This window comes from Vibrio sp. 10N.239.311.G01 (genome assembly GCF_041465805.1).
In the GTDB taxonomy this organism is placed as follows: domain Bacteria; phylum Pseudomonadota; class Gammaproteobacteria; order Enterobacterales; family Vibrionaceae; genus Vibrio; species Vibrio crassostreae_C.
Genome location: NZ_JBFSRM010000003.1, coordinates 19,645 through 33,947, shown reverse-complemented (window position 1 = coordinate 33,947; position 14,303 = coordinate 19,645). Strand labels below are relative to the sequence as shown.

13 protein-coding genes are annotated in these 14,303 nt (G+C 43.9%); 5 read left to right on the top strand and 8 right to left on the bottom strand.

Annotation, left to right across the window (positions count from 1 at the left end; translation table 11 throughout):
• Nucleotides 1-95: 95 nt before the first annotated feature.
• The 3 genes from AB6D06_RS02930 to nagA form a co-directional block, all read right to left on the bottom strand.
• On the bottom strand, nt 96-1,682 hold the full coding sequence (locus AB6D06_RS02930; protein ID WP_102320163.1) for a cation:proton antiporter family protein: 1,587 nt from the start codon (nt 1,680-1,682) through the stop codon (nt 96-98).
• An 83-nt stretch (nt 1,683-1,765) separates the two neighbouring features.
• Nucleotides 1,766-2,980, bottom strand: a complete 1,215-nt coding sequence (locus AB6D06_RS02925) for an ROK family protein (RefSeq protein WP_017062194.1) — start codon at nt 2,978-2,980, stop codon at nt 1,766-1,768.
• 2 nt (nt 2,981-2,982) lie between these two features.
• Complete coding sequence (nagA, locus tag AB6D06_RS02920) at nt 2,983-4,119, bottom strand: N-acetylglucosamine-6-phosphate deacetylase (protein ID WP_372109923.1); 1,137 nt, start codon at nt 4,117-4,119, stop codon at nt 2,983-2,985.
• Nucleotides 4,120-4,594: 475 nt separating this feature from the next.
• On the opposite strand from nagA, the gene nagE reads away from it, so the two are divergent.
• Both nagE and glnS read left to right on the top strand, forming a co-directional pair.
• On the top strand, nt 4,595-6,145 hold the full coding sequence (nagE, locus tag AB6D06_RS02915) for an N-acetylglucosamine-specific PTS transporter subunit IIBC (RefSeq protein WP_372109922.1): 1,551 nt from the start codon (nt 4,595-4,597) through the stop codon (nt 6,143-6,145).
• Nucleotides 6,146-6,444: 299 nt separating this feature from the next.
• Nucleotides 6,445-8,112, top strand: coding sequence for a glutamine--tRNA ligase (gene glnS, locus AB6D06_RS02910; protein WP_017063407.1), 1,668 nt, complete (start codon nt 6,445-6,447; stop codon nt 8,110-8,112).
• Between the two features lie 132 nt (nt 8,113-8,244).
• Here glnS and AB6D06_RS02905 read toward each other — a convergent pair whose 3' ends face one another.
• Together AB6D06_RS02905 and fcrX are read right to left on the bottom strand one after the other, a co-directional pair.
• Nucleotides 8,245-8,862: a prepilin-type N-terminal cleavage/methylation domain-containing protein gene (locus tag AB6D06_RS02905; RefSeq protein WP_371724299.1), complete on the bottom strand. Its 618-nt coding sequence runs from the start codon at nt 8,860-8,862 to the stop codon at nt 8,245-8,247.
• Between the two features lie 57 nt (nt 8,863-8,919).
• Nucleotides 8,920-9,366 carry a ferric iron uptake transcriptional regulator FcrX gene (gene fcrX / locus AB6D06_RS02900; RefSeq protein ID WP_017061956.1) on the bottom strand — a complete coding sequence of 149 codons (447 nt, stop codon included), beginning with the start codon at nt 9,364-9,366 and terminating at the stop codon, nt 8,920-8,922.
• 207 nt (nt 9,367-9,573) lie between these two features.
• Here fcrX and AB6D06_RS02895 point away from each other — a divergent pair, with 207 nt between their 5' ends.
• Entirely contained in the window at nt 9,574-10,080 is a 507-nt protein-coding gene (locus AB6D06_RS02895) for a DUF4442 domain-containing protein (RefSeq protein WP_017061955.1), read from the top strand.
• A gap of 96 nt (nt 10,081-10,176) precedes the next feature.
• Here AB6D06_RS02895 and fldA read toward each other — a convergent pair whose 3' ends face one another.
• The 3 genes from fldA to AB6D06_RS02880 form a co-directional block, all read right to left on the bottom strand.
• Nucleotides 10,177-10,710 (bottom strand): flavodoxin FldA, encoded by a 534-nt coding sequence (gene fldA, locus AB6D06_RS02890; RefSeq protein ID WP_010436745.1) that lies wholly within the window; start codon nt 10,708-10,710, stop codon nt 10,177-10,179.
• A gap of 58 nt (nt 10,711-10,768) precedes the next feature.
• Complete coding sequence (locus AB6D06_RS02885) at nt 10,769-10,987, bottom strand: DUF2788 domain-containing protein (protein WP_004737900.1); 219 nt, start codon at nt 10,985-10,987, stop codon at nt 10,769-10,771.
• A gap of 108 nt (nt 10,988-11,095) precedes the next feature.
• Nucleotides 11,096-11,857 carry an alpha/beta fold hydrolase gene (locus tag AB6D06_RS02880; protein WP_017061954.1) on the bottom strand — a complete coding sequence of 254 codons (762 nt, stop codon included), beginning with the start codon at nt 11,855-11,857 and terminating at the stop codon, nt 11,096-11,098.
• A 93-nt stretch (nt 11,858-11,950) separates the two neighbouring features.
• Here AB6D06_RS02880 and seqA point away from each other — a divergent pair, with 93 nt between their 5' ends.
• Together seqA and pgm are read left to right on the top strand one after the other, a co-directional pair.
• A complete protein-coding gene (gene seqA, locus AB6D06_RS02875; RefSeq protein WP_017061953.1) occupies nt 11,951-12,490 on the top strand; it encodes a replication initiation negative regulator SeqA in 540 nt (179 codons plus the stop codon).
• A 92-nt stretch (nt 12,491-12,582) separates the two neighbouring features.
• Nucleotides 12,583-14,229 carry a phosphoglucomutase (alpha-D-glucose-1,6-bisphosphate-dependent) gene (gene pgm, locus AB6D06_RS02870; protein ID WP_017061952.1) on the top strand — a complete coding sequence of 549 codons (1,647 nt, stop codon included), beginning with the start codon at nt 12,583-12,585 and terminating at the stop codon, nt 14,227-14,229.
• Nucleotides 14,230-14,303 lie beyond the last annotated feature (74 nt).

Genomic DNA, 14,303 nt, shown 5'->3' with positions numbered 1-14,303 from the left:
GTGATGTTTAATTGCGGTTGGTTTTTTAAACAAAAACCTCTCAAAAGTGCGAAAAATAGGCAGTTTTGAGAGGTTTAGTTGAACACTGTCTAATACTAGATTTTATTGATATTTGGATTTAACTGTTCGCAAACGTGGCGAGCAAAACCACTACCAGCCTCGCTGTAAATGTTAAATGCCGCATCAACGCCATTCTCTTTCAGTGTTTCGAGTTGATCGGGATATTCAGCAATAGCCGCAATTTGGCCTTTAAAGTTACGTGACTTTAATTGTTCTAAAGCGGTTTGATTACCTTGGTGGTGAGGCATTGCCAAAATCACCAGCTTTACGTTTGCTGTATCTAGAATTCGCTCCCAGAAATCTGGGTCAGTCGCGTCGCCAGAAATCACGTTTCTGCCTTGGCTTCTGTGGTTGTGCGCGGCTTCTTCACGCACTTCTACACCTAGGCTGACCTTGCCATAGCGAGTACGTAATTCGTCATAAGCACCGGTACCAATTCGGCCCATACCTAGAATAAGCACTTGGGCACGACCAGGGTCAATTCGCTTATCACGTCGGTGAAGCTTTTCTGACGCATGCTCTTTTAGCCATTTACCTGACTGCTGATAAAGCTTATGACCAGCTCGGTTTAAAGGAGCAGCGATTAGAAAAGACAGTGAAACTGCAATGGCAACGGCAACTAAGATATCACCCGACATCCAACCCATCTTGAAGGCGAGACCACCAACGATGAGGCCAAACTCGCTATAGTTAAACAGTGATAGCGAGGCAAGTAGAGACGTTCGAACACGGAACTTGAAGCGGTTGAGTACCAAGAAGTAGAGAACACCTTTCACTGGCAGCATCAGCAAGAACAAGATTGCGAGCATAAAGCCTTGAATGGTTGGTTGCTCTGACAGACCAATATTCAAGAAGAAACAGACAAGGAAAAGTTCTTTAAGGTTAAACAGCGACTTTGATAATTCTGAGGCTTTTGGGTGACCAGCAAGTAACATACCTAGAACAAGAGCCCCCAAATCTGGTTTCACACCAACCAAATGGAATAAACCAGCACCGACGACTAATGCGAAGAAGATGCCGGAAAGAACCAGCATCTCACCGTGACCAACCCAATCGAGCACTTTGTAGAACAGTGGGCGTAATAAGGGTAGGGCAAACAGAGCAATTGCATACCACTCAGGTATTTTGCCCGTAGAAGCCGTTAAGAATACTACGGCGAAGATATCCTGCATGACCAAGATACCAATCGCTAACGTTCCGTAGGTCGCATTCATTTCGCCTTTCTCTTGCAGAGTCTTAACCGCAAATACAGTACTAGAGAATGAAAGAGCAAAACCGAGCAGAACGATCTGTTCTACCGACATGGCAGCTAGCGATGAAATACCTAAGAACTTAAAGCCAAACAGGGCGACGGCGAAAAACAGAGTGGACAAAAGGTTGTGGATTGTCGCGCCAGCCCAGATCTCTTTAGAGAATAGGGTTTTGATATCGAGCTTTAAGCCGATAGTAAATAGAAGCAGCGTGACACCAAGGTCAGCTAAAGTAATGATGGTGTCATTGGTTTCAAAGCCAAAGGCAAAAAGCCCAAAGCCTGCAACCAAAAAACCAACTAATGGGGGAAGGTGACATTTTAAAGCAATAAATCCTGCGATAAACGCAGTGGATATTAATATAAGTTCCATAACTTGTTGTTGTAGTTCCCTAGCTTAAAAAAACGGGCCGTGTTTATACAAACACGGCCCGCGGAAAATCAGAATTGTTTTCTCTAGTCTTCGAGAAGCTTCTGCAGTAACACGCCGTTAAGCATGGCGCGCTTAATCATAGCAAAAGCTCCCATCGTAGGATGTTTATCGATCTGTGATGCTACAATAGGCAGGCCGCTATGGAAAGTCGTTAACGACTGATTCTCTACATTGCGCTTAATTGCAGGAAAAACAATCTCTTGTGCCTTGGTAATATCACCAGCAATGATAACTTTTTGAGGGTTAAATAAGTTAATCGTCATCGCGATAGCCTTACCTAACTGGTTTCCTACTCGAACTAAGCTTTGCTTGGCTAGCTCATCACCATTAATCGCGTGGTCACAAACGTCTTGAATCGTAATATGCTCAAGCTCTGTTAAAGAAGACTCATAGCCTTGTTTAATCAGCTTCTGCACGCGTTCAACGATAGCTGGGTTTGCCGCTACTGTTTCAAGACAGCCGAAGTTACCACATTGGCATTGCTCGCCTAGCGGATCAATTTGGATATGACCAATTTCACCCACATTACGGTTATGACCTAGGAAAACCTGACCATTAACGATAATACCTGCACCTGTACCACGGTGAACACTGACCAAAATAGAATCTTGGCTATCTTTACTTGCACCGAAGTAGTGCTCAGCAAGCGCCATTCCACGAACATCGTTACCAACAAAACAAGCAACATGGAATGTATCGCGAATAATGTCGCTTAATGCGAGGTTATCGATGTCGGTATTCGGCATGTACTCAACAACACCGGTCGTTGGGTTAACCAAGCCTGGAAGCGTGACACCAATAGCAATCAGTTGATCGATCTTTGGTTGATGCTCAGCAATGAAAGCTTTGAGGTTATTGACCAAGCCTTGGGTAAGGTCTGATTGGTCTGAATAATTCAGGTCTTGCTGTTGGAAAGCCAATTCACGACCACCAAGGTCATGCAGGCTTATTTGAATGTAGTCTCGACCCAAACGCACAGCAACAGAATGAAAAGGCTCTACTTCTGTGGTTAGGGAGATAGCGCGTCTACCGCCAGTAGACGCTTGCTGCGCAACCTCTTTAATTAGGCCGCGCTCTAAAAGTTGGCGGGTAATTTTTGTAACACTTGCCGGTGCGAGTTGGCTTACATCAGCCACTTGTATACGACTGATAGGTCCCTGTTGGTCTATAAGTCGGTATACCGCCGCACTGTTTAGTTGTTTAACTAAGTCTACGTTACCTATTTGTCCGCCATTCATACTTAATTGTGCTCGTATTGTCCGTTAACAACAGTCGCTTTAACGTTAAAGTCTCGGTCAAATACAGCTAGGTTTGCAACCATGCCTTTTTTGATTCGACCTAGCTTGCTTTCTACACCGATAGCCGTAGCTGGGTATAGCGTAGCCATGCGAAGAGCTTCGTCTAAAGCGATACCAGCGTGCTCAACTGTATTCTGAACTGCTTCAATCATAGTCAGAGCTGAGCCGCCCAGTGTGCCGTTTTCATCAACACACTTACCATCACGGTAATATACTTTCTTACCGACAAAAATAAAGTATTCCATGTCAGCACCTGCAGGAGCTGTGGCATCCGTCACTAATACCAACTTTTCTCCCTTGATTTTATGCGCAATTCTGATGTTTGCGTAATCAACGTGGAAGCCGTCGGCAATAATGCCAGCGTAAACCTCAGGAGTATCGTAAATCGCGCCAATAACGCCAGGCTCACGACCAACCATCGGCGTCATTGCATTGAACAGGTGAGTGGCGAACGTGATACCAGATTCGAAACCTTGACGCGCTTCTGCGTAAGTTGCGTTGGTGTGGCCGATAGAAACGACAACGCCAGCTTTGTGCAGGCGTTCGATGTGTTCAGGGTCGTTAAGCTCTGGAGCCAATGTAACTTTTGCAACAAGGTCACGGTTCTCACAGATAAGCTCAATCATTTCGTTGTCAGATTTACGAATGTGATCGACGCTATGGATGCCTTTTTTCGCAACGTTTAGGTAAGGGCCTTCAAGGTGCAGACCTAAAGATTGGTTTTGGTACTGGTTATGGTATTCACGAGCTGCCGTAATAACCGCACGCATATCTTCGTCTGAAGAGGTGATAAGCGTTGGTAGGAAGCTAGTACAGCCAGATTTCAGGTTTGCTTTGTGCATGATCTGCATGGTTTCTGCAGTGATCTCATCGTTAAGCATTACACCGCCACAACCATTCAGTTGTAGGTCAATGAAACCTGGGCTTAGGTTTGCTCCGTCTAGGTCGCGAAGCTCGATTCCTTCTGGCAATTCAGAGATAGGACAGACTTTTTTGATCAGTTCGTTTTCGATTACAACAGCATGATCGGTTAGAACATCACTACCAGTGTAAATTTTACAGTTACTTAGCGCGTACATAGTCAGCTAATCCTTATTTCGTGAGATCTTTTAAATTCGTTCGTTACCTAAATGCGGACTTAGTTTGCGAGCATCATTTACGTAACGATTTATCTTTTATGGGCAAACGGCTTCAAAATGATAAGCGATTTAAGTTGTTGAAAAACATATGAACAATTGATTTTTATTATACATTTAGGTCCATCAATAATGATTATTCACGGTGCTCTATAAGCCCGGAGTTACCATCTTTTTGCCTAATGATTAGATTTGGATTTTATCCATAAATGTTCATTTTTTTGAATGATAAAATAAGTTTTATGATCTCGCTAGCAAAAACCTCTGGATTTGGTAAAAACTGGTGATTAGGATCACAAATGGTAAGGTTTTAATTTGCGGGGCAAAATTAATTGAATACACTGAATAGGACTAAATTGAGCGACTAAAATAAGTTTCTCAAACGAATTCTAAAAAATCCTATAGGGGGAAACAACTGGTGAATATTCTAGGATATGCGCAGAAGCTTGGTAAGGCGTTAATGCTACCAATCGCAACGCTTCCGATTGCGGCATTGCTGCTACGTCTGGGTCAACCAGACTTACTCGATATCGCATTCATGGCATCTGCTGGTAACGCAATCTTCAGTCAACTACCATTATTGTTTGGTTTGGGTATAGCTATTGGTCTTTCTAAAGACGGTAACGGCGCAGCAGGTCTTGCTGGTGCAGTTGCTTACTTTGTTCTGACAGCAACCGCAACAAACATCGATGCTAGTGTAAATATGTCATTCTTCGGCGGTATCTTTGCAGGTATCATCGCAGGTCACTCTTACAATGCATTCCACGCGACTCGTCTTCCAGAGTGGCTAGCATTCTTCTCTGGCAAACGTCTAGTTCCTATTATGGCTGGGCTATTTGCTCTAGTTGCTGGCGCAATCTTTTGTGTTGTATGGCCTGCTGTTCAATCTGGTCTAGATGCACTTGCTCACGCAGTTTCAACGTCTGGCGCTATCGGTCAATTTGTTTACGGTACTCTTAACCGTGCACTTATCCCAGTAGGTCTACACCATGTACTGAACTCGTACTTCTGGTTCGGTATGGGCTCTTGTCAAGAGATCGTAGTTGCTGCAGAAGGCTTCTCTCAACTTTGTGTTGACCCTGCACTAGCTAAAACTTTAGTTGTTGGTCAAGAGTACACATTTGAATTTGCTAACTCAGTTAACCCAGAAATTGTTGCAACTGTTAAAGAAGTAACTGAAACAGTTAAATCTGGCGACCTACACCGTTTCTTCGGCGGCGATAAAGGCGCTGGCGTATTCATGAACGGTTTCTTCCCAGTAATGATGTTCGGTCTACCAGGTGCTGCACTTGCAATGTACCTAGCTGCTCCTGCTGAAAAACGTAGCCAAGTTGGTGGCGCACTATTCTCAGTTGCATTCTGTTCATTCCTAACAGGTATCACAGAGCCGCTAGAATTCATGTTCGTATTCCTAGCTCCTGCTCTATACGCAATGCACGCTGTATTTACAGGTTTGTCTCTAGTAGTTGCTAACATGTTTGGTACTCTGCACGGTTTCGGTTTCTCTGCTGGTCTTATCGACTTCGTATTGAACTGGGGTCTAGCAACTAAACCATTCGTACTACTACTAATCGGTCTTGGCTTCGGTGCTCTATACTTCTTCACTTTCTCTTTCGCAATCCGCGCTTTCAACTTGAAATCGCCAGGTCGTGAAGATGATGACGAAGCTGTTGCAGCTCCTGCTGGCGAAGCACCAAAGGGCGACCTTGCACGTCAATACCTGAAAGCTCTAGGTGGTCACGACAACCTAACTTCAATCGACGCTTGTATCACTCGTCTACGTCTAACTCTTAAAGACCGCTCTGTTGCAGATGAAGTTGTTCTTAAGAAACTTGGTGCTAAAGGTGTGGTTAAACTAGGTGAAAACAACCTACAGGTTATCCTAGGCCCACTAGCTGAAATCGTAGCTGGCGAAATGAAAGCTATTGGTGCAGGCGAAGACCTATCTGATGTAAAACTTCCACAGTAAGGGAAGTACTTAATTAAGACGTAAAGTTACTCTTAAGTAAGTGTCAAATTGAAAGCCTCCCACACGGGAGGCTTTTTTGTGCCTGCAGTTTAAGACCAGCGAACACGGTTCGTTCTATTCTTCATCGAATAGCAGAAATAATCGCAATTAACGGACGGTTCTTATTGTGCAAAGGCTAAGAATTGTGGATGATTAGCAACAATGATCTTTCTATCTTTGACTGGCGCTATAAGCGACCGTTTTCTTGGGGACGAAAGATAACTTTCTCTGACAATACTAAATACATAGAGGTGCTATAGATGAGTGAAGCTGAGGCTCGTCCATCGAATTTCATTCGCCAAATTATTGATAAAGATTTAGCGGATGGTACACACAGTAGCGTGCATACTCGTTTCCCGCCGGAGCCAAATGGCTACCTGCACATTGGTCACGCTAAATCTATTTGCTTGAACTTTGGTATTGCTCAGGACTACCAGGGACAATGTAATCTTCGTTTCGATGATACAAACCCTGAAAAAGAAGACGTTGAATACGTTGAGTCAATTAAGAATGATGTAAGCTGGTTAGGCTTCGAATGGTCTGGTGATATTTGTTACTCATCAAACTACTTCGATACGCTTTATGCTTATGCTGTGGAATTAATTAATAAAGGCTTAGCGTATGTTGACGAGCTAAGTCCTGATCAAATCCGTGAGTACCGTGGCACGCTAAAAGAGCCTGGTAAAGCGAGCCCATACCGTGACCGCAGCCCTGAAGAGAACCTAGCGTTGTTTGAAAAAATGCGTGACGGTGGCTTTGAAGAAGGTAAAGCGTGTCTACGTGCTAAGATCGACATGAGCTCTTCGTTCATGGTTATGCGCGATCCTGTTATCTACCGTGTTCGTTTTGCTCACCACCATCAAACGGCTGACAAGTGGTGCATTTACCCAATGTACGACTTTACTCACTGTATCTCTGATGCGCTGGAAGGTATTACGCACTCTATCTGTACGCTTGAATTCCAAGATAACCGTCGTTTGTACGATTGGGTTCTAGATAACATCACGATTGACTGCCAACCTCGTCAGTACGAGTTTAGCCGCCTGAATCTTGAATATACAGTGATGTCTAAGCGTAAGCTGAACCAACTTGTGGTTGAAAACCTAGTTCAAGGTTGGGATGACCCACGCATGCCTACTATTTCTGGCCTACGTCGTCGTGGTTTTACTTCAAGCTCGATTCGTGAATTCTGTAAGCGTATTGGTGTAACTAAGCAAGAGAACATGATTGAGTTCGGTTCACTTGAATCTTGCATCCGTGATGATCTGAACGAAAATGCACCTCGTGCAATGGCTGTTCTGGATCCAGTTAAGATCGTTATCGAAAACTACGAAGCAGATACAGTAGAAACGCTAACGGTTGCAAACCACCCGAACAAGCCAGAAATGGGTACTCGTGAAGTTCCATTTACACGCGAAGTTTGGATCGAACGTGACGACTTCCGTGAAGAAGCAAACAAAAAGTACAAGCGTTTGGTTCTAGGTAAAGAAGTTCGCCTGCGTGGTGCTTACGTGATCAAAGCTGAACGTATCGAAAAAGATGCAGAAGGCAACATTACGACTATCTTCTGTTCTTACGACAATGAAACATTGGGTAAGAACCCTGCAGATGGCCGCAAAGTGAAAGGCGTTATCCACTGGGTATCTGCTGATAAAGCACTGCCTGCTGAGATTCGTTTGTACGATCGTCTATTCACAGTGCCAAACCCAGCCGCTGCTGATGACTTCGCTGCAACGCTAAACCCTGAATCTCTTGTTACGCTAAATGGTTTTGTTGAACCTAGCTTAGCAGAAGGTGTGGCAGAGCAAGCGTACCAGTTTGAACGTACAGGTTACTTCTGTGTGGATTCGAAAGACTCTAAAGCAGATGCACTAGTCTTCAACCGCACGGTTGGTCTACGTGACACATGGGGTAAAACTGAAGCTTAATGCTTGAGTATTTAGTTTGTTAAAAACGACCCAATAAAAAACCGGCTTAGAGCCGGTTTTTTTGTGTCTTAAATTTGATTACCAAGGTGTTTCTAGTGACCAACTAGCGTTTTAAGCACTAGAGCCAGAGTTTTAGGGATTATTAGGGTCTTGTTGGGTTACTTCACCCGTGCGTGAGTTGTACCAGAAAACATAACCTGCATTACCAGGATCGCTGTCGAAATCGACTCCAGTGTAGATGAAGTAGCAAAGCGCGAGTTTGTTTTGAGGAGTATCGTCTTTGGCAACAAAACTATGGTTTTGACGGCGGGTAATAAAATCAAAATTGTTGGACTGGTTCGGGTCTGTAGTAGCGGTCAGGTCGGTTGTCATAATGGCATTCCATATTGACACACACCCTTGGTCACCTTGACCTATGTTGTAAGGCTGCCCCATAGGGTTGCCTTTATCGACGCCGAGTGGGTAGCCGACGTCATTTATGTCCAATTGAGCATTGCCGTCTCCGTCTTCCCCAAAACCTGGCATGTCATTCATTTCAGCGTTGCCGCCGCCGCTGACCAGCCATTTACTGTGAGCAAACGTGATCGCAGTTTGAAATTGAGATTGAGCAGCGTCAAACAGAGCGATACGGCCATCGGTTTGAATGTTAAGAAAACGGGGAAGGGCAACAATAGCAAGCACTGCAATAATCACTACAACAACCAACATCTCAATTAAAGTAAAAGCCTTAACTAGCGGGATTCTTTTCATGGATACTTTATGATGCCCTATATAAAAAACGCCGGCCTAAGCCAGCGTTCTGTATTACTACTTCGCTTTATGCGCGTCTGGATTGCCTTTGCAATCTCCGTTAATGCTTTTGCCGTACAAGTACAAACTGTGGTTTGTTAGTTGCACGTTGTAACGCTGAGCAATCTCTTTCTGTCTTTCTTCGATGATGTCATCAGAGAATTCGATCACTTCGCCACAATCTAAACATACAAGGTGGTCGTGGTGGTGCTGTGTAGAAAGTTCAAATACAGACTTGCCGCCTTCGAAGTGGTGACGAGTTACAATGCCAGCGTCATCGAATTGGTTAAGTACTCGATAAACGGTTGCAAGACCGATTTCTTCACCTAGGTCGATCAGCTTCTTATATAAATCTTCAGCACTAATATGTTGGCAGTCTGGCTGTTGTAATACTTCTAAAATTTTGAGCCGTGGAAGGGTCACTTTAAGACCTGCATCTTTTAGCGCTTGATTATTGTCTGACATATACTTTCCTGTTGATGATCTGCAGCAATTAACAGAATTCAATATTAATACCATTATAGTTTAGTCAGGCATAACAATAAACCACGAACTTCAAAGGGTTACTTACTGACATCACAATCTGTTTTGTAAATTGGAAGTATCTCACTTATAGTGGAGGTACGACCAGTCAAGGTGACGGTGTTTCTGATATGAACATGGAATGTTGTTATGAATAAGCAACTCGCAAAAATATATAAACCCAACATTGTAAAATTTGCTCTTAATATTTGGCCTCCCTTTTGGGGAGCGGGTATTCGAATAGCCCACATTAGCACTGACTTTAGGGTTGTTAAGACAGTACTTAAGCTACGCTGGTGGAATAAGAACGCCAATCGTACTCAATATGGCGGCAGTATCTTTTCTCTTACCGATCCCGTTTACTCATTGATGTTAATGGGAATTTTAGGTGAACGATATTATGTTTGGGATAAAGAAGCGAGCATTAACTTCATCAAGCCGGGGCAATCGGACTTGTATGCAGATTTTGAGATAAGGCAAGGGCAGCTTGACGATATCTATCGTCAGACGCAACTCGGTGAAAAGTGTTTCCCCGAATTTATTATTCACGTGAAAGATAAGCAGGGTAATGTGGTTTCAGAAATTCAACGCACCCTCTATGTAAGAAAGAAGCCGCAATTTAGAGATGATGATGAAGCATTAGAGGCTGAGTGCTAATTAATAGATTTTAAATAGCAAAAAACCTCCTATAAGGAGGTTTTTTCATATCTACATAATGGTTATTAACTGTAACAATTAACAACCACTAGAGAATTAGTCTTCTAGCTCTGCTAGGCACATCTCTTCGTGGATTTGTTTAACCCAGTTAGATACGCGCTCATCAGTTAGCTCAGGTTGACGGTCTTCATCGATACATAGACCAACGAATTGGCTGTCATCGCCTTCAACTAAACCTTTCGATGCTTCGAATTCGTAGCCTTCAGTTGATGTGTGACCTAGGATAGTACCGCCTTTCGCTTCAACGATGTCACGGATAGTACCCATAGCATCACAGAAGTATTCTGCGTAATCTTCTTGGTCGCCACAACCAAAGATAGCAACAAGCTTAGTTGAGAAATCAATAGCTTCTAGCTCTGGGAAAAAGTCATCCCAATCACATTGTGCTTCGCCGTAGTACCACGTAGGGATACCAAGCAGCAGTAGATCGAAGTTATCGATATCTTCTTTGCTGCTTTTTGCAATGTCTTGAACGTGAACGAGCTGTTTGCTCAATTGCTTTTGAATCATCTTAGCAACAGCTTCAGTGTTACCTGTATCGCTACCAAAGAAGAGACCTACACTTGCCATAGAATCATTACCTTTCATTTTGTCTGTTGTCGGTGTAATAAAGTTCGGAAGAGAATCGTTAGATCCCAGTTCCTTCCCAGCTTAGTTGGATTATCCCTTTGGCGATAAAACCCGCACAGCCAAGGAAAAGTACTAACCATACGATGCGACGACCAAATGGAGGAACATTTCCCTGCTTGAGAACGTCCTTAATTGCCATACCGATTAAAAAGAAAATCGCGGCAAACAGGAGATCTAAACCAACAGATTCGATGATGTTCATGTAGTCGTAAAGCATGGGAACCTTATATACCAATTTTGCTTGGGCGCACTATATCACTGTTGTGAGATAAAGTTAATCTGCAGTAATTACACAGCTCTCATTTATCTGCACGAAAAAGCGCAGTTAAGCGATGAATTTTCTAATTGCTCTAAGTACTTCTGCTGGTTTTTCAGCATGCAGCCAGTGACCTGTGTTGGCAATGACATGCGCTTTTGCGTTAGAAAATTGCTGCTGAACGGCTGCTTGATGTTCTGCGGTGAGGTAATCTGAATCCCCACCTTTAATGAGCAAGGTTTTGACCGAGGTTTTCTCGATCGGTTCCCAACCAATAATATGTGGGTAGTTGCTCAATAACGAAGCAACATTGAAGCGCCATTCCATGATGCCTTGCTCTGTTTTGAACAAAGATTTGGTTAAAAACTGGCGAACGCCATCGATCTCGATATGTTTTGCGAGAACCTTGAGTGCATCTGAGCGTGAAGTCGGCTCTTCTTCTATCACGGCTTGCAGGCCTGCGAATACGTTGTCGTGGCGACTCTGAGTGTACGCGACCGGAGCCATATCCAAGACAATCAATTTATGCAGCGCAAGATGTTGTGTCAGTGCCATCGCTACTTTGCCACCCATCGAGTGACCAATCACAGTGACGTCTTCTGACTTAAGATCATGCAGCAGTTGAGCCACGTCTTGTGCCATCGCTTGATAGTTATGAGTGTCACTATGGAAGGATTGACCGTGGTTGCGGAGATCGATACTAAGTACCTGATGATCGGCTTTTAGATCCCTAGCGAGCAAGCCAAGGTTGTCCAGATTACCGAATAACCCATGGATCAAAACAATGGTGTGACCCTCACCTTCAATTTTATAGTTGAGCTGTACTGACATTTTTATCTTATTCATGGTGGGTTTGACGTAGAGTATCCGCGCGGATCTCGCTATAATCCCCCAGAGTTTAAACATTGAGATTGTGAAAAGCGAATGAAAACAATTGAGGTTGATGAGGACCTATACCGTTTTATTGCGGGTCAGACAGAACGTATTGGCGAAAGCGCTTCAGATATTCTGCGCCGCTTGTTACAGGTTGATAGCCAAGGCATGGCTCCGATCGAAGAGATCGTTGAGCCAAAAGGTATCGTTGTTAGCAAAGAGGTAGGCTTTACTCCAGAGAAGTTCGATGGCGTTAAAGAAATGCGCTCACTACTAATATCAGATGAGTTTGCATCACTAAAGAAAGCCATTGATCGTTTCATGCTTGTGTTATCAACACTGCATAAAATCGACCCTTTAAGCTTTTCAGAAGCAACTCAAGTAAAAGGCCGTAAGCGCGTTTACTTTGCAGATAACGAAGCGACGTTGCTAGCAAACGGCAACACGACTAAGCCTAAAGCTATTCCACAAAGTCCTTTTTGGGTTATTACTAATAACAATACAAGCCGAAAAAGACAGATGGTTGAGCAGCTTATGAGCCGCATGAATTTCCAAGCAGAATTGATAGAAAAAGTAACAGGTTCAATTTAACGAAATCTGATTTAAACCTCATAATATCCATGGATAAGAAGATATTATGAGGTTTTTTTGTTTTAAAATTTTATATATAAGGATGTCGAAAAATGGCTATGCACCCTCGTGCTGGGCAGAAAGCTCAGCAGGAAGATCTTCATAATATCCCGGCTTTAGTTGCTAACTATTTCTTACAGCAACCGGATGCTACGAACCCAGATCATAAAGTACTTTTCGGTACTTCAGGTCACCGCGGTACAGCAGACAAATCAACATTTAACGAAAACCACATTCTAGCAATTGCACAAGCGGTTGCTGAAGTTCGTGCCGAGCAAGGTACAACTGGCCCTCTTTTCTTAGGTAAAGATACTCACGCTCTATCTGAGCCTGCGTTCTCTACGGTTATCGAAGTGCTTGTAGCGAACGGTGTTGAAGTTATTATTCAAGAAAACAACGGCTTTACTCCAACACCTGGTATCTCGCACGCGATTCTTACGCACAACCTAGTGAATGACAAAAAAGCCGACGGCATTGTTATCACGCCTTCACATAACCCACCTCAAGACGGCGGTATTAAATACAACCCGACACACGGTGGCCCAGCTGAAGCTGAACTGACTCAAGCGATTGAAGACCGTGCGAACGTGATCATTGCTGAGCAAATGCAAGGTGTTAAGCGTACGCCTATCGCACAGGCTAAACAGTCTGAGCTAGTAAAAGAAGTTGACCTAGTCGCGCCATACGTCGCTGATTTGGTTAACGTCGTGGATATGGAAGCGATCCAGAAAGCAAACATCAAGATTGGTGTTGATCCACTGGGTGGCAGCGGTATTGATTACTGGCGTCAAATTGGTAAAGCGTACAATCTAGATCTTACTCTGGTAAGTGAAGCGGTTGACCCTTCATTCCAATTCATGTCTCTAGATAAAGATGGCGTAGTTCGTATGGATTGTTCTTCTCCATACGCAATGGCAGGCTTACTGGCGCTTAAAGACGAGTACGCTCTAGCATTTGGTAACGACCCAGATTACGATCGCCACGGTATCGTGACACCTAAAGGTTTGATGAATCCAAACCACTTCTTAGCGGTTTGTATTGATTACCTATACCGTAACCGTGAAGGTTGGGGTAAAGACGTTGCTGTTGGTAAGACACTAGTATCAAGTGCATTAATCGATCGCGTAGTTTCTGACTTAGGTCGCGAACTTTGTGAAGTGCCAGTTGGTTTCAAATGGTTCGTTGATGGCTTATACAACGGCCAGTTTGGTTTTGGTGGCGAAGAGAGCGCAGGTGCTTCTTTCCTACGTAAAGACGGTACGCCTTGGTCAACAGATAAAGACGGCCTGATTCTTTGCTTGCTTGCGGCTGAGATCACAGCAGTGACAGGTAAGAACCCACAAGAATACTACGAAGAACTTGCCGCTAAACACGGTGAATCTAAGTACAACCGTATTCAAGCGGTAGCAAATGGTGCACAGAAAGACGTGCTGAAGAAACTATCTCCAGAGATGGTTTCTGCTGAGACGTTGGCTGGTGATGCAATTACTGCACGCTTAACACACGCTCCAGGTAACGGTGCTGCGATTGGTGGCTTGAAAGTGACAACTGAGAACGGCTGGTTTGCTGCGCGTCCATCAGGCACTGAAGACATCTACAAGATCTACTGTGAAAGCTTTAAGGGTGAAGAGCACCTGAAAGCAATCGAAGCAGAAGCTCAAGAGATTGTTAACCAGGTATTTGCAGCCGCTGGCCTATAATCGAATCTCGATTACTAGAGTTGCTAAGTAAATAGAAGAAGGGTTGATGTGAAAGCATCAACCCTTTTTGTTTG